Source organism: Herbiconiux sp. (assembly GCF_004297105.1).
Lineage (GTDB): Bacteria > Actinomycetota > Actinomycetes > Actinomycetales > Microbacteriaceae > Herbiconiux.
In genome coordinates this window covers 35,461-57,232 of the sequence record NZ_SCVE01000001.1, presented here as the reverse complement: position 1 = coordinate 57,232, position 21,772 = coordinate 35,461, and the positions used below count along the sequence as shown (strand labels likewise).

The 21,772-nt window shown below is 69.3% G+C and carries 17 protein-coding genes; 12 read left to right on the top strand and 5 right to left on the bottom strand.

Annotated elements, in window-relative coordinates:
• Positions 1 to 12 precede the first annotated feature (12 nt).
• The 4 genes from EPO52_RS00235 to EPO52_RS00220 all read left to right on the top strand — a co-directional run bounded on the left by EPO52_RS00235 (position 13) and on the right by EPO52_RS00220 (position 7,014).
• The gene (locus EPO52_RS00235; RefSeq protein WP_290800438.1) at positions 13 to 960 is read left to right on the top strand and encodes an SMP-30/gluconolactonase/LRE family protein; all 948 of its coding nucleotides are present in this window, start codon (positions 13 to 15) and stop codon (positions 958 to 960) included.
• An 86-nt stretch (positions 961 to 1,046) separates the two neighbouring features.
• Positions 1,047 to 4,343 (top strand): DNA polymerase III subunit gamma and tau, encoded by a 3,297-nt coding sequence (locus EPO52_RS00230; RefSeq protein ID WP_290800437.1) that lies wholly within the window; start codon positions 1,047 to 1,049, stop codon positions 4,341 to 4,343.
• Positions 4,344 to 4,397: 54 nt separating this feature from the next.
• A complete protein-coding gene (recR, locus tag EPO52_RS00225) occupies positions 4,398 to 4,997 on the top strand; it encodes a recombination mediator RecR (RefSeq protein WP_290800435.1) in 600 nt (199 codons plus the stop codon).
• 22 nt (positions 4,998 to 5,019) lie between these two features.
• Complete coding sequence (locus EPO52_RS00220) at positions 5,020 to 7,014, top strand: bifunctional 3'-5' exonuclease/DNA polymerase (RefSeq protein ID WP_290800433.1); 1,995 nt, start codon at positions 5,020 to 5,022, stop codon at positions 7,012 to 7,014.
• A gap of 83 nt (positions 7,015 to 7,097) precedes the next feature.
• On the opposite strand, the gene EPO52_RS00215 is transcribed toward EPO52_RS00220, so the two are convergent.
• Complete coding sequence (locus tag EPO52_RS00215; RefSeq protein WP_290800431.1) at positions 7,098 to 7,349, bottom strand: hypothetical protein; 252 nt, start codon at positions 7,347 to 7,349, stop codon at positions 7,098 to 7,100.
• A gap of 244 nt (positions 7,350 to 7,593) precedes the next feature.
• Here EPO52_RS00215 and EPO52_RS00210 point away from each other — a divergent pair, with 244 nt between their 5' ends.
• The 6 genes from EPO52_RS00210 (at position 7,594) to EPO52_RS00185 (ending at position 15,483) form a co-directional block, all read left to right on the top strand.
• Complete coding sequence (locus EPO52_RS00210) at positions 7,594 to 8,940, top strand: aspartate kinase (protein ID WP_290800429.1); 1,347 nt, start codon at positions 7,594 to 7,596, stop codon at positions 8,938 to 8,940.
• 73 nt (positions 8,941 to 9,013) lie between these two features.
• Positions 9,014 to 10,123, top strand: a complete 1,110-nt coding sequence (locus tag EPO52_RS00205) for an aspartate-semialdehyde dehydrogenase (protein WP_290800427.1) — start codon at positions 9,014 to 9,016, stop codon at positions 10,121 to 10,123.
• Positions 10,124 to 10,256: 133 nt separating this feature from the next.
• Positions 10,257 to 10,943, top strand: coding sequence for an SGNH/GDSL hydrolase family protein (locus EPO52_RS00200; protein ID WP_290800425.1), 687 nt, complete (start codon positions 10,257 to 10,259; stop codon positions 10,941 to 10,943).
• A 36-nt stretch (positions 10,944 to 10,979) separates the two neighbouring features.
• Positions 10,980 to 13,484: an EAL domain-containing protein gene (locus EPO52_RS00195; protein WP_290800424.1), complete on the top strand. Its 2,505-nt coding sequence runs from the start codon at positions 10,980 to 10,982 to the stop codon at positions 13,482 to 13,484.
• Between the two features lie 34 nt (positions 13,485 to 13,518).
• The gene (locus tag EPO52_RS00190) at positions 13,519 to 14,508 is read left to right on the top strand and encodes a glycoside hydrolase family 6 protein (RefSeq protein WP_290800422.1); all 990 of its coding nucleotides are present in this window, start codon (positions 13,519 to 13,521) and stop codon (positions 14,506 to 14,508) included.
• A 33-nt stretch (positions 14,509 to 14,541) separates the two neighbouring features.
• Positions 14,542 to 15,483: a response regulator transcription factor gene (locus EPO52_RS00185; protein WP_290800420.1), complete on the top strand. Its 942-nt coding sequence runs from the start codon at positions 14,542 to 14,544 to the stop codon at positions 15,481 to 15,483.
• 48 nt (positions 15,484 to 15,531) lie between these two features.
• On the opposite strand, the gene EPO52_RS00180 is transcribed toward EPO52_RS00185, so the two are convergent.
• Both EPO52_RS00180 and EPO52_RS00175 read right to left on the bottom strand, forming a co-directional pair.
• Positions 15,532 to 15,909 carry a hypothetical protein gene (locus tag EPO52_RS00180; protein WP_290800418.1) on the bottom strand — a complete coding sequence of 126 codons (378 nt, stop codon included), beginning with the start codon at positions 15,907 to 15,909 and terminating at the stop codon, positions 15,532 to 15,534.
• Positions 15,906 to 17,354, bottom strand: a complete 1,449-nt coding sequence (locus EPO52_RS00175) for a glycosyltransferase (RefSeq protein WP_290800416.1) — start codon at positions 17,352 to 17,354, stop codon at positions 15,906 to 15,908. The genes EPO52_RS00180 and EPO52_RS00175 overlap by 4 nt, the downstream gene beginning before the upstream one ends.
• 105 nt (positions 17,355 to 17,459) lie before the next feature.
• Here EPO52_RS00175 and EPO52_RS00170 point away from each other — a divergent pair, with 105 nt between their 5' ends.
• Positions 17,460 to 18,101, top strand: a complete 642-nt coding sequence (locus tag EPO52_RS00170; protein WP_290800414.1) for a hypothetical protein — start codon at positions 17,460 to 17,462, stop codon at positions 18,099 to 18,101.
• A gap of 21 nt (positions 18,102 to 18,122) precedes the next feature.
• Here the strand turns inward: EPO52_RS00170 and EPO52_RS00165 are convergent, their stop codons facing one another.
• Positions 18,123 to 19,292: a GGDEF domain-containing protein gene (locus EPO52_RS00165; RefSeq protein WP_290800412.1), complete on the bottom strand. Its 1,170-nt coding sequence runs from the start codon at positions 19,290 to 19,292 to the stop codon at positions 18,123 to 18,125.
• Positions 19,293 to 19,362: 70 nt separating this feature from the next.
• Positions 19,363 to 20,997, bottom strand: a complete 1,635-nt coding sequence (locus EPO52_RS00160) for an ATP-binding protein (protein WP_290800410.1) — start codon at positions 20,995 to 20,997, stop codon at positions 19,363 to 19,365.
• 144 nt (positions 20,998 to 21,141) lie between these two features.
• Between EPO52_RS00160 and EPO52_RS00155 the strand changes: the two genes are divergently transcribed.
• The gene (locus EPO52_RS00155) at positions 21,142 to 21,768 is read left to right on the top strand and encodes a response regulator (RefSeq protein WP_290800408.1); all 627 of its coding nucleotides are present in this window, start codon (positions 21,142 to 21,144) and stop codon (positions 21,766 to 21,768) included.
• The last annotated feature ends 4 nt before the right edge of the window (positions 21,769 to 21,772 follow it).

Here is a 21,772-nt window from a genome sequence, read left to right as displayed (position 1 = left end):
CCGGCGGGCGCCATGACCGCAGCCGACTCGATGATGACTCTGCCCACGGGCGAGTCGATCTACGAGATCCTCGACCCGCGGTTCGGGGAGTGCATCGATCTGGTGGCTCAGCTCGAGCGCCTGCACGGTGGGCTCCGCTGGGCCGAGGGCCCCGTGTACTTCGCCGACCAGCACGCCCTGATCTTCAGTGACATCCCGAACGAGCGCATCCTCCGCTACGACGAGAACTCGGGCGCCGTGACGCTCTTCCGCGGCGCCTCGGGCAACGCCAACGGCAACACCCGCGATCGGCAGGGCCGGCTCATCACCTGCGAGCAGGGCGCGGGAAGAGTCACCCGCACCGAACCGGATGGCTCGGTCACCGTGCTGGCCGACTCCTCCGAGGGCCGGCGGCTGAACGCCCCGAACGACGTCGTGGTGAAGTCGGACGGCACGATCTGGTTCTCCGACCCGTCGTACGGCCGTGAGACGAGCTTCGTGGGCGTGCCCCGGCCGGCCGAGCTGGATGTCGACGGGCTCTATCTGCTCGATCCGGCCTCCGGTGAACTGACACTGAAGGCCGCCGACTTCGTGAAGCCGAACGGGCTCGCGTTCAGCCCCGACGAGTCGAAGCTGTACGTGGTGGACTCGGGGTTCCTGCCCGACCCCGAGGGGCCGCGGCACGTGCGGGTCTTCGACGTGGATGCCGACAATGTGCTCACGGGAGGCGAGGTGCTGATCGAGGTCATGCCGGGCATCCCCGACGGGCTGCGCGTCGACGACGCCGGGCGGCTCTGGATCGGTGCGGGTGACGGCGTGCACTGCGTCGATCCCGACGGAACCCTGCTCGGCAAGATCCGGGTGCCGGAGGCGGCTGCCAACGTGGCGTTCGGCGGGCCGGATCGCAATCGGCTCTACATCACCGCGACGACGTCGCTCTACGCGATCTTCCTCAATGTCACGGGAGTGCAGCGCCCGTGACCTGCCTTGGTGTCTGCCTCGGTGTCTGCCCCCGAGTCTGCCCCCGTGACTGCCTCGGTGTCGGCGGCCGCGGGTAGTCTTACTTCGTGGTCACCGCCCTGTATCGCCGTTACCGGCCAGAGAACTTCGCCGAGATGATCGGGCAGTCGCAGGTGACCGATCCGCTCATGACGGCGCTGCGCACGAACCGCGTCAACCACGCCTATCTCTTCAGCGGCCCGCGCGGCTGCGGCAAGACCACGTCGGCACGCATCCTGGCCCGCTGCCTGAACTGTGCAGAGGGCCCCACCGACACCCCGTGCGGTGTCTGCCCGAGCTGTGTCGAGCTGAGCCGCGACGGTATGGGCTCGCTCGACGTCGTCGAGATCGACGCCGCCAGCCACGGTGGCGTCGACGACGCGCGCGACCTGCGGGAGCGCGCCATCTTCGCCCCGGCCCGCGACCGCTTCAAGATCTTCATCATCGACGAGGCGCACATGGTGACCTCGGGCGGCTTCAACGCGTTGCTCAAGATCGTCGAGGAGCCGCCGGAGCACATCAAGTTCATCTTCGCCACCACCGAGCCCGACAAGGTGATCGGCACCATCCGGTCGCGCACGCATCACTACCCCTTCCGCCTCATCCCGCCGGCGCAGCTGCTCGAGTACGTGCAGCAGCTCTGCGACTCCGAGGGCGTCGAGGTGGCACCGGGCGTGCTGCCGCTCGTCGTGCGGGCGGGCGGCGGGTCGGCGCGCGACACGCTCTCGCTGCTCGACCAGCTCATCGCCGGGTCGGAGAACAACCGCGTCGAGTACGAGCGGGCCGTGGCTCTGCTCGGCTACACCCACGGCGCGCTGCTCTCCGAGGCCATCGACGCGCTCGGCACCCACGACGGTGCGGCGGCGTTCGATGCGGTGGATCGCGTCATCCAGACCGGGCAAGACCCGCGCCGGTTCGTCGAAGACCTGCTCGAGCGTCTGCGCGACATCATCGTGGTCGAGGCCACCCGCGAGCAGGCCTCTTCGGTTCTGCGCGGTGTGCCGGTCGATGAGATCGAGGTGATGCGCCGCCAGGCGGGCCTCTTCGGGCACGCCGAACTCTCCCGGGTGGCCGACATCGTGAACACGGCGCTCACCGAGATGACGGGGGCCACGTCTCCGCGGCTGCACCTCGAGCTGATGGTGGCCCGCGCTCTGGTGCCCGCCTCCGACGACACGCAGCGTGGTGCGCTGGCGCGGGTGGAGCGCCTCGAGCGCCGCATCGGCGTCGACGGGCTGGATGCGGCGCCCGCCGCAGCGCCCGTCGCGTCACGCCCTGTCGACCGTGCGCCTGCTTCGGCGCCCGCGCCGGGGGCTCTGCCGCCTGCGCCCACACCCATCCCCGCGGCATCGTCGATGGCGGATGCGCCGGCTCGCACCCCGTCGCCGTCGTCAGCTGCGCCCGTACCGGTGCCGGCGGCCGGGTCGATGGGGGATGCGCCCGGTCGGGGCGCGTCCGCCCCGACGCCCGCGTCCACTCCTGTGCCGGCGGCCGGGTCGATGAGAGATGCGCCTGTTCGCGCGGCGGCCTCCTCGGCCGGTGCCTCCGGTGTGCCCGGCGCCTCCGGTGCCTCCCCTACCTCTGGTGCTAGTGCTGGTGCTGGGGCCGGTGCCGATGCCGCCGCCGCGTCCGCCGCTGCCTCGGTACCCGAGACGCCCGTCGGTTCGGCGCCGGGCGTCGGCCGGTCGGCGACGGGGGATGCGGCTGCGCGCCCGGCGGCCACGCCCGTGAGCTCCGACCCGGCCGGCCCCGCCGCCGCAGCCGACTCGCGTGCGGCCGCCGTCGTGCCGCCGCAGGTGGGGGAGAGTGGCCCCGAGATGGTGGCCGTGCCCGCATCCGTCACTCCGGTCGCGGCACCCGCACCCACCGCGGGGTCCGTCGCGGCTTCAGTCGCGGCCTCGGCGGGAGCCGTGTCGCTGCAGCAGCTGAAGGATGCGTGGCCCGAGATCCTCGAGGCGGTGCAGAAGGCGAAGATGACAGCGTGGCTCGTCGTGTTCACCGCGCACGTGAGGGCGCTCGACGGCGACGTGCTCACCCTGGCCTTCCCGAGTGAGAACGACGTCGCGAGCTTCAAGGAGCGCTCGGCGCCGGGCGAGGGCGTGAGCGAATACCTCCGCCAGGCCATCCTCGATGTGCTCGGCATCCGCGTGAAGTACATCGCCCGCGTCGACAGCTCCCTGCGCCCTCACGATGAGGCAGTGACGCGTGCCCCTGCCACACCGGCGCCCGCGGCGGCAGCCCCGACGGCGGCGGCGCCCGTCGCCGCGCCGGAGACGGCCACGGCGGCGACCGCACCTCGGAGTGCGGAGCGGCCCGCCCCCGTCGGCTCCGCCCCTGTTGCCTCCGGCTCTGCTGTCGCCGGTCCTGAGAGCGGCGCCCGTCCTGCCGCCGGGCCTGAGAGCGCCGGTGCCGACGCCTCCGAGTCTGATGACACCGACTTCGATGACTCCGGCTCCGATGGCTCCGGCTCCGATGACATCGACTCCGCCGATTCCGATGAGGAACCACCCGTCGAAGAAGACCTCCCGCCGGAGCCGCGCGCTGTCGTCGATCCGTCGGGCTGGGCCGTCCCGGGTCTCACCGAGAACACCCCGGCCCCGGATGCGCCCGTCGTCGCCGGAGCCGCGGAGGCCGGCGAGTCACCCGAGGTCGCCCGGATGCGCGACCAGCTCGCCTCCCTCACGAAGAACGCCTCCTCTGCGCCGGCTCAGCGTCAGACACCGGCTTCGAGTCAGGCGCCGGCTCAGCGTCAGGCACCGGCTTCGAGTCAGGCGCCGGCTCAGCGTCAGGCACCGGCTTCGAGTCAGGCGCCGGCTCAGCGTCAGGCACCGGCTTCGAGTCAGGCGCCGGCTCAGCGCCCTGCGTCCGGCGGGCGCCCGCCGCAGGCCCCCGCCGCCGCGCCCACCACCTCGTGGGACGTCGTCGCGATCCCCACGTCGTCCGACGACGACGAGCCGCCCGCGTTCGACGAGCCGATGCCGAGCGACGAGCCCGACCTTCCGCCGTCGCTGGCCGACATCCTGCCCTCGGAAGCGCCCGTCGCTCCGCCGCAGCCCAGCCGCGGCGCCGGCGCGACGCCGTCTCAGCAACCCCCGTCCCCGCGCGCCTCGGGGAGCCCCGACCCGGCGGTGCGTCCCGGTGCGTTGCGGTTCGAAGCATCCGGAGCGGACACCGCACCCCCCGCAGCCACCCAGCCGCCCGCCGCCCCGCCGCCCGCCGCCCCGCCGCCCGCCGCCCAGCCGCCCGCGGCCCCCGCCGCGCCGACCTCCGTCGGTGGCCGTCTCCGATACGGCGAGGCCGTGGTGCGCGAGATCCTCGGCGCCAACTTCATCGAAGAACAGCCACTCCCCGGCCGCGACGCCTAGCGGTCACCGCCACCACCCGCCGCACCGCGACGCAGAGAGACGTAGAGCTCACCCATGTACGAAGGAATCGTCCAGGAACTCATCGACGAACTCGGCCGCCTGCCCGGGATCGGCCCCAAGTCGGCCCAGCGCATCGCGTTCCACATCGTGCAGACCGAGTCGTTCGACGTGAGCCGGCTCGCCGAGATCCTCACCGATGTGCGCGACAAAGTGCACTTCTGCCAGATCTGCGGCAACGTCTCCGAGCAGGAGACCTGCGGCATCTGCCGCGACCCGCGCCGCGCGCAGAACCTCATCTGCGTGGTCGAGGAGGCGAAAGACGTCGTGGCCATCGAGCGCACCCGGGAGTTCCGCGGGCTCTACCACGTGCTCGGCGGCGCCATCAGCCCCATCGACGGCATCGGCCCCGACAACCTCCGCATCCGCGAACTCATGCAGCGTCTCGCCGACGGCACCGTCACCGAGGTGATCATCGCCACCGACCCCAACCTCGAGGGCGAAGCCACGGCCACCTACCTCTCACGCCTGCTCACCACCCTCGAGATCCGCGTCACCCGCCTCGCCTCGGGGCTCCCCGTCGGCGGTGACCTCGAGTACGCCGACGAGGTCACGCTCGGCCGCGCCTTCGAGGGGCGCCGCCTCGTCGAGAGCTGATGCACGGCGAGCGGATGCCCGCGTGACCCCGTTCGTGCTCGTCACGGATGCGGGTGCCGACCGCATCCGTCTCCAGCCCTACGATCCCACGAGCACCGGTGACGGCGACGCCCTCCCCGAACCCCGAGTCGTGACGGTCGCCGACTTCGCGCCGACAGCGGCCGACCTCGAGCGCGAGCACCCGCGCTGGGTCTGGGATGACACAGCCCGCTGGTACCCGCGGCTGCTCGCGGCCGGAGTGCGCGTCGAACGGTGCGTCGACCTCCGCCTCTGCCACCTCATCCTGCGTGCCTCGTCGCTCACCGCGCACTCCGCGCTCGCCACGGCGCCCGCCGGCCGGTGGGATGCGATGCCGCACCCCTCGGCGGTCACTCACCAGGGCCTGCCGATCGACTCGGCCGGCCGCTTCCAGCGCTCCGAGCACACCGCGCTCTTCGAGGTCGACGAACTCGTGGCGCCACCGGCCGCACGGGCACTCTCCGCTCCCGCATCACCCGCCGGCGCGCTTGCCGCCGACGCGCTTGCCGCCGATGCTCTTGCCGCCGACGCACTTGCCGCCGGTGCGCTTGCCGCCGATGCACCCGACGCGGGCGCATCCGGAACGACCCGCTCAGGCAGCAGCAGCCCGGCCGGACCGAGGCCGGACCCCTCCGCAGCGGAGACGCCGCTCCTCGAACCGCCCGAGCTCCCCGAGCTCCCCGAACTCCCCGAGCTCACCGAGTGGCTCCTCCAGCGCGACGCTGTCGCCACAGCCGACGACCCCAGCCGCATCGCCCTCCTCCTCGCCGCCGAATCGGCGGGAGCCCTCGTGGCCGCCGAGATGCAGTACGTCGGCATCCCGTGGGATGCCCGGCGCCACGACGAGATCCTGAACGACCTCCTCGGCCCGCGCCCCGCCGTCCCGGGCGCGCGCCCCGCTCAGCTCGAGGCCCTGCTGGCCCGCATCCGAACCCACCTCGGCGATCCGACGGCGAACCCCGACTCCCCGGCCGAGTTGCTCAAGTCGCTCCGTCGCGCCGGCATCACCGCCGAGAGCACCCGCTCCTGGGAGCTCAGGAACATCGACCACCCCGCCATCCCCGATCTCCTCGACTACAAGAAGCGCTCCCGCATCCTCACGGCCAACGGCTGGAGCTGGCTCGACACCTGGGTGCGCGATGGCCGCTTCCATCCCACCTACCTCCCGGGCGGCGTCGTGACGGGCCGGTGGGCATCCGAAGGCGGTGGCGCACTCCAGCTGCCGAAGGCCGTGCGCGGGGCGGTTCGCGCCGACCCGGGCAAGATCCTCGTCGTGGCGGATGCCGCTCAGCTCGAGCCCCGCATCCTCGCCGCCCTCGCCGGCGACCGGGCGATGGCCGCCGCCGGGCAAGGCCGTGACCTCTACGACGGCATGGTCGCATCCGGTGCCGTCGACACCCGCGCGCACGCCAAGCTGGGCATGCTCGGTGCCATGTACGGCGGCACCACAGGGGAGAGCGGCCGCATGCTGCCGCGCCTCGCCCGCGCCTACCCCGCGGCGATCGCCTATGTCGAGGCCGCGGCCCGTTCCGGCGAGGCCGGGGCGACGGTCTCCACCCGCCTCGGCCGAACCTCGCCGCGGCCGGGCGATGCCTGGCTCGACGTGCAGGACGCGGCCGGATCCGACGAGGCAACGGATGCCGCCCGCTCCCGTGCCCGCTCCGCGGCCCGCAGTTGGGGCCGATTCACCCGCAACTTCGTGGTGCAGGGCACCGCGGCCGAGTGGGCGCTCTGCTGGATCGGCTCGATCCGGCGCCGTCTCTGGCAGCTGGGCCTCGACGCTCACAGCGATGCGGATGCGCCGCTCGCCGATCGCCCCCACCTCGCCTTCTTCCTCCACGACGAGGTGATGGTGCACACCCCGCTCGATCTCGCCGAGCAGGTGGGCGACGAGATCCGCGCGGCGGCGGTCGAAGCGGGGAGGCTCATCTTCGGCGACGCCCCGGTGCAGTTCCCGGTCACCGTCGCGACCGTGGCGAGCTACGACCAGGCCAAGTAGGGCGGCGGCTCGCCCATCCCCGCCGGTCAGGCGTGAGCCCGCGGCTCTGACGTGCGCTCGCCTCTCGACGGCGAGCCGCTGCTCTAGGCGGCGGGCTGCCGCTCGAGGTCGCCGGTTTCGACGACATCGGGCGCGAGCGAGGCCACGAGCGCATCGAAGAGCTCGGCGGCGGCATCCGCGCCGACCGTGCCGGCTTCGACCAGCGCCACGATGCGGAAGTACTCGAGTCGCTTCGACGCCAGATCGGCGTTCACCGGGCGCGGCGCCGTGTCGAAGGCGATGTCCGCCCGCAGTCGCGCCTTCAGCGCCGTCTTGTTCCACCGTCGAGTCTTCACGAGGGTGACGCTATTCGCAGGAGATGAATGCGACGTGAACGGAGACCGGGAAACCGCCCGTGAACGCCGCCCTCCCGGAACACCGCGGAGAACGCCGCGCACAACGCTCCGGAGGAAGCTGCACACAACGCCCCGGGAAACGCCCTCACCCCCGCGCGATATAGTTGGCAGTCGGGTTTTCGCAACCCCCGGCGTCGCAAGGCCCAGCGTCGTCGTGCAGCAGCGTTCCAAGCAGGAGTACCACGTGAGTCTGATCGTGCAGAAGTTCGGCGGATCATCCGTCGCCGACGCCGAGAGCATCAAACGGGTCGCCAAGCGAATCGTCGAGACCCGCAAAGCGGGCAACGAGGTCGTCGTCGCGGTGAGCGCCATGGGCGACACCACTGACGAACTGCTCGACCTCGCCGGCCAGGTGGCGCCGATTCCCGCGCCCCGCGAGATGGACATGCTCCTCTCCGCCGGTGAGCGCATCTCGATGGCCCTGCTCGCCATGGCCATCGAGTCGCTCGGCCACGACGCCCGCTCCTTCACCGGCAGCCAGGCCGGCATGATCACGGATGCCACGCACGGCTCCGCCCGCATCGTCGACGTCACCCCGGTGCGCCTCCGCGAGGCGCTCGACGAGGGCGCCATCGTGATCGTGGCGGGCTTCCAGGGCTTCAACCGCGACACCAAAGACATCACCACGCTCGGCCGCGGCGGCTCCGACACCACCGCCGTCGCCCTCGCCGCCGCGCTGAAGGCCGACGTGTGCGAGATCTACACGGATGTCGACGGCATCTTCTCGGCCGATCCGCGCCTCGTGCCGAAGGCCCACAAGATCGACCGCATCACGAGCGAGGAGATGCTCGAGCTCGCCGCCAACGGCGCCAAGGTGCTCTACATCCGCGCCGTCGAGTATGCCCGCCGCCACGGCGTCACGCTGCACGTGCGCTCGAGCTTCAACAACAACGAGGGCACCATCGTCTACAACCCGACGGATGCGGAGCCCTTCGGCCCCGCCACCGTCGCCGGATCGCAAGCCCAGGCCGCACGCGCAGCCGATGCAGGACAAGAAGGAAGTGAGGGTGCTGTGGAAGAGCCCATGATCGCCGGAGTCGCCACCGACCTGAGCGAGGCGAAGATCACCGTCGTCGGCGTGCCCGACATCCCGGGCAAGGCCGCCCAGATCTTCACGATCGTGGCGAAGACCGGCGCGAACATCGACATGATCGTGCAGAACGTGTCGGCGGCATCCACGGGTCTCACCGACATCTCGTTCACCCTGCCGAAGAGCGAGGGCCAGCTCGTGCTCACGGCCCTCCGTGCCGAGCAGTCGGATGTCGGCTTCACCGCCCTGCAGTACGACGACCAGATCGGCAAGCTCGCGCTCGTCGGCGCCGGCATGCGCACCAACGCGGGCGTCTCGGCGAAGCTCTTCACTGCGCTCTTCGAGGCGGGCATCAACATCGAGATGATCTCCACGAGCGAGATCCGCATCTCGGTGGTCACGCGCGCCGACACCATCAACGACGCCCTGCGCGTCGTGCACACGGCGTTCGGCCTCGACGCGGCCGAAGAGGCCGTGGTCCACGCAGGCACCGGCCGCTAACCCCCTCCCTCATCGCGAGTCGCCAAAATCCGGCCTAGAATCGCTTGATTAGACCGGATTTTGGCGACTCGCGATGAGTTCCGATCCAACCCCGAGAAGAGGAAACTTCGTGAGCAAGGCACTCCACGTCGGCGTCGTCGGCGCCACCGGTCAGGTCGGCAAGGTCATGCGCCGCCTCCTCGAGGAGCGCGACTTCCCGATCGCGTCGATCCGCTTCTTCGCCACCGCCCGCTCGGCCGGAACGGTGCTGCCCTTCAAGGGCGACGACATCGTGGTCGAAGACGTCGAGACCGCCGACCCCACAGGCCTCGACATCGCCCTCTTCTCCGCCGGCGCCACCGGTTCCCGCGCCCAGGCCCCGCGCTTCGCGGCGGCCGGCGTCACGGTGATCGACAACTCGAGCGCCTGGCGCATGGACCCGGATGTGCCCCTCGTGGTCTCCGAGGTGAACCCGCACGCCATCGCGGAGGCCCGCAAGGGCATCATCGCCAACCCCAACTGCACCACGATGGCTGCGATGCCCGTGCTTAAGGTGCTGCACGCCGAGGCCGGCCTCGAGCGCCTCATCGTCAGCACCTATCAGGCCGTCTCCGGCTCCGGTCTCGCCGGCGCCGAGGAGCTCGCGAACCAGGCCATCGCCGCCACCGCGAACCCGGAGGCCCTGCTGAACCTCGTGCACGACGGCACGAGCGTCGACTTCCCCGCGCCCGTCAAGTACGTGGCCCCCATCGCCTTCGACGTCATCCCCCTCGCCGGCTCCATCGTCGACGACGGCGACCTCGAGACCGATGAGGAGAAGAAGCTCCGCAACGAGAGCCGCAAGATCCTCGAGCTGCCCGAGCTGCGGGTCGCCGGTACCTGCGTGCGCGTGCCCGTGTTCACGGGCCACTCGCTCAGCATCAACGTCGAGTTCGCGAACGACATCACCCCCGAGCGTGCGTACGAGCTGCTGGCGGATGCCCCGGGCGTCGCCATCTCCGACGTGCCCACTCCTCTGCAGGCCGCGGGCACCGACCCGAGCTACGTGGGCCGCATCCGTCAAGACCAGTCGGCGCCGGGCAAGCGTGGTCTCGTGCTCTTCATCAGCAACGACAACCTGCGCAAGGGTGCCGCGCTGAACGCGGTGCAGATCGCGGAGGTCATCGCGGCCACCGCCGACGCGGCAGCCCCCGTCCCCGCCTGACCTCCTCGCGACTCGCCGAAATCCGGCCCAGATCGCGCAGAATAGACCGGATTTTGGCGAGTCGCGACGAGGGGGCAATCCGGTTCGGGGCGCGCCCCGAACCACTGGGGTGCGTGCTCGTCTTGTCGTCATCATGGTCGCCTTCGTGGCGGTCGTGTCCGTGTTCCTCGTCATGGTGGCGATCATGAGCGGGCGCCACGCCCAGGAGGAGAACACCACCGTGACCGATCCGGATGCCCCGCTCGCCGCGTTCTACGGCGACTCCTACACGCTCGGCACCGGAGCATCCGACCCGGCCCTCCGCTGGTCGAGCGTGATCGCTGCCGAGCGCGGCTGGCGCGAGTTCAACCCGAGCGTCAACGGGCTCGGCTTCGTGAACAACCGGTCGAGCACGCCCACGGGCGATCTGGCCGACTACGCCGCCGACGACGAGGTGCCGCAGATCGTGGCGCAGAACCCCGACATCGTGTTCGTCACGATGGGGCTCAACGACAACTTCTCGATGCCCGCGCGCGCCGCCGACATCGAGAAGGCGATCGACCTCGACCTGACGACTCTCCGGGCGCAGCTCCCCGATGCCCGATTCATCGTGGTCGAGCCGTTCTGGTACACCGACGAGCGCCCCGACTCGGTGGAGCAGATCATCGGCTGGGTGAAGGCGGCCGCGGGCGAGATCGGCGCCGACTACATCCCGGACGCCTCGCACTGGATCGAGGGTCATCCCGAGTGGATGGCGGGAGACGGCCTTCATCCGAACGACGAGGGCTACGCCGAGATGAGCCGCAGGATGGATGACGCGCTCACCGCTCTCGGCATCTGACGAGAGCTGTGCCGTCGTGACGGATAAACTCACGTCATGATCGAGCAGACCAAGCGCAAGGCCTTCGCGGCCATGTCGTTCGTGCTCGTCGTGATCGCTCTCGGAACTCTGGCGGCCGGGGTTGCTGCAGGGCTGGCGAGCCCTCCGCCCAGCTGGATCGTGTGCCTCGTCTTCCTTCTGAGCGTCAGCGTCACCGCGGTGTACCAGCAGTCGATCGGCCGGATGCCGGGGCTGCCGCCGTTCGGTATCGCGAGTGCTTTCCTCGTGGTCGCCACTCTCGGGGTCAACCCGGTATTCGATGTCAGCCTCTGGGTTCTGGCGTTCTTCATCTCGAAGGCCTTCTCCACCCGGTCACCATGGACGGCGCTGCAGTGGTCGGGTGTCGCGGCGCTCGGCGCGACGGCGTTCGTGGCGCTGTCGCGCGGCCTGATCGCCGTGGGGGTCTGGCCCGTCGTCGCCATCGTCGCCGGCGTGGCGGCACACAAGCTCGTGGTGCTGCTGGTGGAGTTCCTGCGCGATGCCGGCCGCTGGAACATCGACCATTCGGTGGGCCTCAACGGCGTGAGTCCCGCGCGCCTGTTCGCCACCTTCGTTCTCTGCGCCGGTGTCGCGGTGGGCCTCTACATCACCACCAGCGGGGTGCTCCGACTCGTCGACGGCCCGGAGGAGGCGCTCGAGCTCGGCCGGGCCACCATTCCGTTGCTCGTTGTGGCGCTCGCCGCCTACGGTGCTGCGAAGCGCCGCCAGACCAGCAACAGCGAGCGCCGCCTGAGCGGAGTCGTGGATGCGGCGCGCGCCCTGCCCTGGAACGTGGAGGAAGACCCCAAGGAGACGATGATCGAGTTCGCCCGCAAGGCGATCGATGCAACCGACTTCGAGATCCGCCGCACCCCTCCCGGCCGCAATGAGATCGGGGCGCGGTTCGCGCCGTTGAACCCGGCCGACCCGCAGCTCGATACCGGGCCGTTCGCCGACTCCGCCGGCGGCAGCGGCGACGACGACGGAGTGACGCAGGAACATCGCCAGGACGCGGTCGAACCCCCCGACTACCTGATCGCGAGCCGCAAGAACGGCGGCAACCCGTTCACCCCCGACGACGAACTCGCGCTCGACGCGATCGGCCACATCGCGTCGGAGACCGCCCGCGTGCGCGGCGCCTACGACACCCTCCTCGACCGCGTCGACCGCGACTCGCTCACCGGGCTGCCGAACTACAACGCCTTCCAGCGCTCGCTCGCGCGCCTGAACGAAGACCGCACTTACGCCTCGGGTATCGCGGTGCTCTTCATCGACCTCGACCAGTTCAAGCGACTGAACGACACCGAGGGCCACCACATCGGCGACGAAGTGCTCGCCACCGTGGCCACGCGTCTGCGGGCCAGCGTGCGCCCGCACGACTTCGTGGCCCGGGTCGGCGGCGACGAGTTCGTGGTCATCCTCACCAAGCTGCAGTCGCTGGCCGAGTCGAAGAGCGTGGCCGATCAGATCGTGGCCAACATCGGCGAGCCGGCCACCCTGGGGGGCCGCGAGTACCGTCCGCTGGTGAGTGTGGGTCTCGCCTACTCGGGTCACCAGGAGACCGACCCGCAGTCGATCGTGGTGGATGCCGACCACAGCATGCTCTCGATCAAGAAGTCCCGGCGCCAGGGCGGCCCGGCGTTCGAGTCGTCGATCGGCATCTCGCCGCACCGCTCGAGCCGCATCAACGAGATCGTGGCGAAGGCCATCGATGACGGCGTTCTGAACGTGGTGTATCAGCCCATCGTCAACACGGTCGACGACAAGATCTGGGCCTTCGAGTCGCTGGTGCGATACACGCATCCGGAGCTCGGCCGCATCTCCACCTCCTCGCTGATCGAGAAGGCCAAGGGCCTCGGCCGTATGGATCTGCTGACCAAGCAGGTGATCGAGGCCTCCTTGCGGTCGGCTCGCGAGTTCCGCAAGGTGGTGCCCACCATCACCGTGGTCACCATCAACCTCGAGGTGGAGCAGATCCGCGACGAGCACGTCGGCGCCTTCCTGAAGGACATCGTTCCCCGTTACCCCGATGTGTCGCTCTGCCTCGAGCTCAACGAGCGGTCCACGAAGGACATCGACGACGACCTGCGCGCGCAGGCCGAGCACTTCCGCGAGCTCGGCATGCTCATCGCGCTCGACGACTACGGGTCGGAGGCCTCCAGTGTGGGAGCCCTCGTGCGCATCCCCATGGACATCCTGAAGATCGACCGTTCGCTCGTCGACAACCTCGACGACACCCGTCAGCGCGAAGTGGTGCGCGCCCTGCAGGGCTTCGGTGACGCGTTCGACTACTCCACGGTGATCGAGGGGGTCGAGACCCAGGATGCGGTCGACATCCTCATCGGCATCGGCGTGCGCCACGCGCAGGGCTTCTTCTACGGCCGGCCGGTGCCGTTCGCGCAGACCATGTCGCGCCTGAAGGCGTACGGGGCCGCCGGAACCGTCGGCCGGGCCGTGCCGGCATCGGGCCCGGCATCCGCCCCGGCATCGACCCCGGCATCGACGCGCACGACCGCGGGTTAGGCTTGTCGAACATCCGTCTCGGGGGAGGGCACCAGTGACCAAGGTTCTGCCGCGTATCGGACTCGCCGTCGCCATCGTCGCGATCGTGGGAGTGCTCGGCGGCCTCGTGGTCGGAGTCGGCTCGATCTTCGCTCAGGGCGGCGTCGCCGCCGACAACCCCTTCGCCGGCAAGTCGCTCTTCGTCGACCCGGGATCGAAGGCCCAGACCGCCGCGACCACGGCGACGGATGCGGGCGACACCACCGATGCGGAGATCTTCAGCCGGATCGCGGCGGTTCCCACCAGCATCTGGCTGGTACCCGAGAAGCATCCGACGGGCGAGGTGGGCGGCTACGTGAGCGACCTGGTGGCCCAGGCGAAGAAGCTCAACCAGATGCCCGTCTTCACGGTCTACGGCATCCCCAACCGCGACTGCGGCAATCACTCGGCAGGCGGCCTCTCGTCGACGGAGTACCCCGTGTGGATCGACGAGATCGCCACCGCGCTCACGGGCAGCGGTGCGGTCGTCATCCTCGAGCCCGACGCGCTCGCCCTGGCGAGCGAGTGCGACAACGTCGACGAGCGGCTCTCGGAGGTCGGTGCATCCGTCGACCGGCTCGCCACCACCGGAGTCACCACCTACATCGACGCCGGTCACTCCAACTGGGGCAAGCCCGCCGACATGGCCGACCTGCTCAACCGCGCGGGTGTGGCGCGGGCGCGCGGCTTCGCCACGAACGTCTCGAACTACAACTCCACCGACCGTGAGCAGTACTACGCCAACGAGATCTCGAGCCTCACGAACGGCGCCCACTACGTGATCGACACGAGCCGCAACGGCAACGGATCGACCGGCGAGTGGTGCAACCCGTCCGGGCGGGCGCTGGGGGAGACCCCCGCGGCCACCCAGTCGGGTTCCGCGCAGGATGCGAACCTCTGGGTGAAGCCGCCCGGGGAGAGCGACGGGGAGTGCAACGGCGGACCAGCAGCCGGCGAATGGTGGAATCAGAGCGCGACAGAGCTGGCGGCAGACGCCGGCTGGTGACGTCCCGAACGAACGGTTGGTACGATCATGGCAATGGACACTAATGCGGAACGACGCGTCGCGGTGATCATCGAAGATGATGCGGACATCCGCCACCTGCTGGAGACGGTCCTCACCCAGGCGGGGTTCGAAGTGGTGGCCACCGGCAACGGTCTCGACGGGGTGCAGGCGGTGCGTGCCTACGATCCCATGGTCACCACGCTCGACGTGAGCATGCCCGGCATCGACGGCTTCGAGGCCGCGAAGCGCATCCGCTCGTTCAGCAACACCTATCTCGTGATGCTCACCGCGCGCGACGAGGAGATCGACACGCTCCAGGGCCTCGAGGCCGGTGCCGACGACTATCTCACCAAACCGTTCCGCCCCCGAGAGCTGCGCGCGCGCGTCGAGGCGATGATGCGTCGACCCCGGCAGGTGCTCGCGACCGACGGATCGGGCCCGGTCGCTCCCGTGGCCGCCGCTCCGGCGGCACCCGCCCCGATCGCGTACGCCGCGCCGGTAGCGCAGGCGGCTGCACCGATGGCTGCCCCGATCCCGGTGGCCGCCGCGCCGGTAGCCGCCGCTCCCGTGGCCGCGCCGCCCGTCGAGGCGCCCGCTCCGGTCGCAGAGACCTCGGGCCCGAAGAGCTACAACCGCGAAGACGGCTGGCTCGAGCACAACGCCCTCTTCGTGAACTCGGAGATGCGCCTCGCCGAGAAAGACGGCAAGGCCATCGAGCTCACCCGCAGCGAGTTCGATCTGCTCAACGCCCTGATGGAGAGCCAGCGCCGCGTGCGCAGCAAGGCCGACCTGGCGTTGCTGCTCCGCGGCGAGAGCTACGTCACCGCGCACTTCGTGAGCGAGGCCGACAAACGTGCCATCGAGGTGCACATGGCGAACCTGCGTCGCAAGCTCGCCGACAGCATCACCACACCGCGCTGGATCGAGACCGTGCGCGGTGTCGGCTACCGGCTCGCGGCCTCCGAAGACGACTGAGCGCGGGCCGACTGAGCCCCAGACGACTGAGCCCAGGCCGACTGAGCCCTAGGGCGTCGCGCCCTCACGGCGCATCGTCTCGAGCAGCATCAGCAGCTCCTCACAGGTGCGCGCGCCCACCTCGTGCAGCCGTGCCAGGTGCGCCATGCTGGCCACGAGGTCTTCTGCCTTGACCGCCGAATGCACCATGCCGGCAATGGCCTCGAGGGGCCAGGCGCCGAGCATGGTGCTGGAGGAACGGATGCTGAGACACACCACATCGGCGTCTTCCCAGTCCCCGCTGCCGAGAGCTTTCATCAACCTCTGGGATCGGGTCTCCCAGAGGTTGATGAAATCGTGCACGAACCGCCCGCGACGCTCTTCGTCCCCCACCGTGTTCAGCAGGGCGAACGTCACATCGTGTTCGACGTAGTGCGCGGGGCTCAAACCTTGTATCCCCGGTACCGGCGCAGAACCTTCACGAACATCTCGAGGGTCTGCAGGATCGTGATGATTCCGAGGATGGGCCACCCGATCCAGAGGATGGTGGACTGGATGAACGGGTCGAGCTGGAACCACACCAGAACGAGCACCGCCACGACGAGCACCAGGATGATGAGCGGCACGAGGTACCCGTTGCCGCGGCCGCGCTCCGCCTTCGCCTGCGCCGCCCAGTTGTCGGTCTGCTTGCGGCTCAGGAACTTGGTCCAGGCCCGGATGAAGTGCCCGAGCCTCACCCACATGTAGATCTCGGCGGGGAAGAGCAGGAGTGCGAACGCGATGTCCCTGTTGCTGCGGTTCTTCATCGACAGCGCCGTGCGCAGGTTCAGCAGGATCGCGATCGCCGGCGGGATGAGCCAGACCGGGGAGAACACGAAGGCGCTGATCGACAGGGATGCGAACAGCAGCAGCACGAACATCACACGGGTGACGAGGTTGACCAGCATCGAGAAGTTCTCGAACCAGCGCAGGCGGAGGTTCGGGTGGAACGGCTGCCCTTTGGTGTCGCCGCGCTGACCCGGCCACATGAGCTCGATCGCGCCGAAGTTCCACTTGACCTGCTGCGCGTCGAGACCGCGGAGGGTCGTCATGCCACCCACGTCGGCGCGGGCCTGGGCCGAGATCTTGGTGAGGTAGCCGGCGCTCTTGATCTGCAGCGAGAGGAGCGAGTCCTCCACCTCGCTGTCTTTCACCCACGGGGTGTTCTGGTGGTTCTCCACCATGATCTGGCGCAGGGCCTTCGTGGAGAAGATCGAGAACTGGCCGCCGAGCACCGCCATGTTGCGGCCCTTCAGCATGTTTTGCATGTTGAAGGCGGCGAACTGGAAGCGCTGCCCGGTGATGAGGAACTTCGCGATGAAGCCCTTGATGGGGGCTTCGTCGATCGAGAAGATGGCCGAGATGCCGCCGATGCGGGAGTCGGAGGTGATCTCCTCGGCGAGACGCTCGACGGCGTCGGGTGCGGCGGTGGTGTCTCCGTCGACGCCGAGGAGGAAGTCGCATCCTTCCACCAGCTGGTAGCCGTAGTTGAGGGCGCCGACCTTCTTGTCCTTGTTCTTGCCGATGTCGTGCACGTAGACCTCGGTGAACTGCTCGACGCCGTCTACCTCCTTGAGGTGCGGTCCGGCGTACTGAGCGGCGATCTTCACGGTGTCGTCGGTGGTGTTGTTCACCACCACGTGGATGACGTCGGGCAGACGGGTCTGGGTGAGGAGCGATTCGAGAACGTCGCCGATGGACTCCGCCTCGTTGTACGCGGGGATGATGCACCCGATGGTGGGCCGGTACGACGGAAGCGACTCCACCGACTCGATGAAGTCGTTCTGGAACTCGTCGTGCCCGTCACCCAGATCGGTTCGATCGGTGACGTACGGGTTGATGCTCTCTGCCATGTACTCAGTCTCCAATACCGTCCCCAGGGTTGCCCCACCCAATGCACTAGGGTCGCGTCAAGATCAGCTTAAGATTGCATCAGGTACCGAGGGAAAGGCTATTTCATGGCACACAACCGCCGATCCGGCAGCCGGAGGGCCGTCAGAACCGCGCTCGCCGCGACGCTGACCCTCGCTGCCGCCATCGGGCTGAGTGCCTGCGGCACGGCCCCCTGGGACCAGTCGCGTTTCAACACCGACGCCGCCGCCACCCCCACGAAGGCACCCACGCCCACCTCCACGATCACCCCCATCATCAACGAGCTCGCCACGGGCTCCACCCAGCACGATCTGCAGGCGGGCGACATCGCGCTCACCGTCACCTACTACTCGACGCTCAGCATGGATCAGTGGACGGCCGATGCCAACAAGCCGCTGAGCTTCTCCATGGTGGGCAAGCTCGGCAGCGACCAGGGCCAGAAGATCTACCTCTCGCGGGTCACTCTCACGTCGGCCGTGAACGGGCCCGACGGATCGCTGACGCCTCCCGCCCCGCTCTCCGACCAGGCGGCCGTGGCTCCGGGCTACCTCATCAAAGACCCCTACAGCTACAGCCAGACCTTCATCATCCCGGCGCTCGACCCGGCGGCCACGTCGATGACCCTCTCGTTCACCTACGAGATCCTGCTGCAGTCGGCCCCCGACTCCAGCGACTACGCCAAGCAGACGGCGAGCGACCAGCTCACCATCGCCATAGCCCAGCCGTAAGCCCGGAAAGGCGGCGGCGCACTAGATGACGGCGGCGCGACCCACGACGATGCGGTTGCCGCCCTCGTCGCGGGCCTTGAGGGTGGCATCGTCGAGGGCCCGGCGCAGCACGGGCAGGCCGTAGCCGAAGATGTCGGTGTCGACCACGCCGAAGCTCGCGGTGGCGCGCAACGACTGCTGCGGGTCGATCGGCTCGTCGACCAGGGCGGTCTGCAGCCGGATGGCGAGCTGCTCGGCCTCCTGGGTGTTCGCGGTGACCACGACGATCACGAAGCGGCCGGCTCCCGTGTGCCCCAGCAGCGAGGTGGTGGGGGCGTAGTGCCGCACGATCTGCGCCACGGAGCGGATAGCGGTGTCTCCGAAGGTACGGCCGAACGCCGTGTTCATCTGCGGCAGGTTGTCGATGTCCATGGCGATCATGGCGAGTCGGTCGCCGTTGAAGGAGGCCCGCTCCACCCAGTCGGCCCACTGCTGCATGAACGAGGCGGCGGAGAGCACGCCCACCACGGAGTGCACGCCCACGGTGACATCGCCGAGCGCCCGGGCGCCCGAGCGCTCGGCCTGCAGGATCGACATCGAGATGGCCGAGAGCAGCACGAGCAGAATGGTGATCACCGACGTGGTGTCGGAGCCGAAGTAGTCCTGGAAGATGGCGCTCTCGGGCCCCATGGTGATGTAGACCGAGGTGCGCATCACGTAATAGGCGCAGACGATCCACAGGCAGAAGCTGAGGATGCGCGCGTTCAGGTTGCGCCGCATCCGCGACCGCATCGTCTCAGCCCCCGCGAGACCCGAGAACACGGCGATGCCGACGAACAGGGGGATCGAGCCGATCCACACGCCGGGTTCGCGCAGACCCTCGACCACCGTGAGCACGGCGGTGACCAGCCCGGCCGCGAGGCTGATCCAGATCAGGGAGCTGCGCCCGTTGAACACCCGCGCGCCCGACCAGATGGTGGCGATGGAGATGACGTACGCGGTGTTTCCGATGGCGAGCACCCACCACACCTCGGGGGCCACGTTCCACACCAGGAAGGAGAGTGCGGTGAGCATCCCGGCGATGAACGAGAGGCTCCACAGTCGGCCCGACGCGTCGTTGCGGCGCATGGCCGTGTTGAGCACGAACGAGATGCCGCAGAGCACGATCACGAGACCGGCCACGAGCAGAAGGGTGGTGATGTCGAGTCTCACAGTCGCACCCCCCTCGTTCGTCGTGTGCGCCACGCATCCGACGCCTGGCCGGAGTGCCCTGATTCGGAGTTTAGCGTGAGCGGGGGATGGATGCCGTGAAGGTGCTCCCGGCGCCCAGTGTGCTGGTCACACGCAGCTCGCCGCCGTGCCGCCGCACGATGTCACGGCTGATCGTGAGACCGAGCCCCGAGCCGTGGATGCTCGACTGCCGCACGCCCTCCGCGCGGAAGTAGCGGTCGAAGAGCTTCGACTGCTCGAGCTCGCTGAGTCCGATCCCCGTGTCACTCACCACCAGGTCGACCTCGTCGTCGCTGGTCTTCACGCCGACCCGCACCGTGCCGCCTTCGACGTTGTACTTGATGGCGTTCGTGAGCAGGTTGTCGACCACCTGCCGGAGCCGGAATCCGTCGGCTTCGAGCGGCACCGCTTCGGTGATGGCGTTCTCGATCACGATGTTGCGTTCGGATGCCGTGATGCTCTGCGCCTCGATCGCCTGAGCCGCGATCACGGCGAGATCGCACTGGCTGAACGACATCGCGATCTGTTGCTCCTTCTCGGTGGCGCCCGTGAGCAGGTCGGCCACGAGACCGAGCAGCCGGTCGGCGTTGGATGATGCCACCTCGAGCATCGACCGGGTCGACGGATCGAGCGACTCGTCGTCGAGGGCGAGCTCGAGATAGCCGAGGATCGAGGTGAGCGGCGTGCGCAGCTCGTGCGACACCGAGGCCACCAGATCGTCGCGCGCCTGGATGGCGTTGATCTCGGCGGTGACGTCGCGGGAGATCATCACGCCGCCGTCGGGCGATCCGTCGGCCGTCGTGAGCGGCCGCGAGCTCACGGAGAGCGCGATGCGGTGCTCCCCGGGTTCGCCGAGCCACACCACGATGTCGTCGAAGCGTTCGCCGCGCACCGCCCGCGGGAAGGGCCGCGCATCCTGCTCGTACTCCGTCAGCCCGTCGGGCTGATACATCACCGGATGCTCCACGGCGGTCTCCGGCAGCCCGAATTCGGTCTGGTACGAGCGGTGGGCACGGTTCACGATCGTCTGCGCCCCGTCTTTGTTGAACGCGATCACCCCGAACGTCACCGCGTTCAGCACCTCGTCGAGCGTCTGCTCCTGCCGGCGGGCCCGGCGCAGAGCCACTTCGAGCAGGTCGGCCTGCTGGCGCAGGAGGCCTCGCTGAGCCGCGGTGCGGCTCGACGTGGCGAGTGTGGTGGTGGCGATGAAGGCCAGCGTGATCGGCAGCACCAGCAGGGAGGGGATGCTGCCGAGACCGAGCGCGGTGCCGGTGAGGATCGTGGTGCCCCAGAGGAGCACGACGGACCCCACCACGCTCACCACGGCACCGATCAGGCCGTAGTAGCTCGACAGCCAGATCACCGGGAAGACGAGCAGCAATCCCGCTCCCAGCTCGGGATTGCCCAACCGGATGGCGGTGATGGCGAGGATGTCGGCGATCGGCAACGCCGCCGCCCACCACCGCGGCATGCTCGACCACGGCACGAGCGCGGAGGCGCCCGTGAGCACGAAGATCACAACGATGCCGCCGAAGAAGGCGAACGACAGCACCGACGTGGGCTGGAAGATGTAGGCCGCGCACACGAGGAGGAGCACCGCCGCGGCGAGCAGGAGCTGGGATTGGAAGACGGCGCGATCGAAGCGCGATCGGCGCTCCGCCACGGTGAAATCGCTCCCCGAGCTCATGGATCGAGGTTACAGGCAAGGATCCGGGCGAATTGGACTGCCTTCACGCGCGCCGGATATCATCCAGTCAGGGAAACGGGGAGTGGGTCTTGCACGGTGGGAGTTGCAGGGAGCGCGCGGGGCGGGGCACCGCACACGGTGGGAGTGGTCGATGACCACGAGCTCGTGCTCGATGGTCTGTGCACCTGGATCGATGGTCACGCCGACGACCTGCAGGTGACCGTGCGCGCCACCAGCTGGGTCGACCTGGCGCGCGACCCGGCCTTCCCGCCCGACGTGGTGATCATGGACCTGCAGCTGCGCGAGCCGATCTCGGTGGAGACCCGCATCCGCATCTGCCGCTCGGTCGGCAGCGTGGTGGTGGTGATGAGCGCCCTCGACTCGCCTGAGACGATCTCCCGGGTGCTGGGCGCAGGCGCATCCGCCTTCGTGTCCAAGGCGCAGCCGGCTGCCCGGCTTGTCGAGACCGTGCGCGGTGTGCTCGGCGTGGGGGCCGCACGGAGCACGTCCGGCTGGGACGACCTTCCGGGGCACCACGCCTCGGCGATCGCGGCGTCGAGCATCCGCTTCACGGAGGACGAGGAGGAGACCCTTCGGCTCTACGCCTCGGGCCACAGCCCCGTCGAGGTGGCGATGATCCTCGGCACGAACATCCAGGCCGTGAAGAACGCGCTCGAGCGGGTGCGTGAGCAGTACGCCTCGGAGGGCCGCCTCGCCGACAAGAAGCAGGATCTGATGCTGCGCGCAGCCGAAGACGGCTACCTGGCATAAAATC

Coding starts and splice junctions, on each gene's coding strand:
- EPO52_RS00195 (WP_290800424.1), top strand. CDS start 10,980: ATGATCGAGCAGACCAAGCGCAAGGCCTTCGCGGCCATGTCGTTCGTG.
- recR (WP_290800435.1), top strand. CDS start 4,398: ATGTACGAAGGAATCGTCCAGGAACTCATCGACGAACTCGGCCGCCTG.
- EPO52_RS00185 (WP_290800420.1), top strand. CDS start 14,542: ATGGACACTAATGCGGAACGACGCGTCGCGGTGATCATCGAAGATGAT.
- EPO52_RS00205 (WP_290800427.1), top strand. CDS start 9,014: ATGAGTTCCGATCCAACCCCGAGAAGAGGAAACTTCGTGAGCAAGGCA.
- EPO52_RS00175 (WP_290800416.1), bottom strand. CDS start 17,354: ATGGCAGAGAGCATCAACCCGTACGTCACCGATCGAACCGATCTGGGT.
- EPO52_RS00170 (WP_290800414.1), top strand. CDS start 17,460: ATGGCACACAACCGCCGATCCGGCAGCCGGAGGGCCGTCAGAACCGCG.
- EPO52_RS00160 (WP_290800410.1), bottom strand. CDS start 20,997: ATGAGCTCGGGGAGCGATTTCACCGTGGCGGAGCGCCGATCGCGCTTC.
- EPO52_RS00235 (WP_290800438.1), top strand. CDS start 13: ATGACCGCAGCCGACTCGATGATGACTCTGCCCACGGGCGAGTCGATC.
- EPO52_RS00200 (WP_290800425.1), top strand. CDS start 10,257: ATGGTCGCCTTCGTGGCGGTCGTGTCCGTGTTCCTCGTCATGGTGGCG.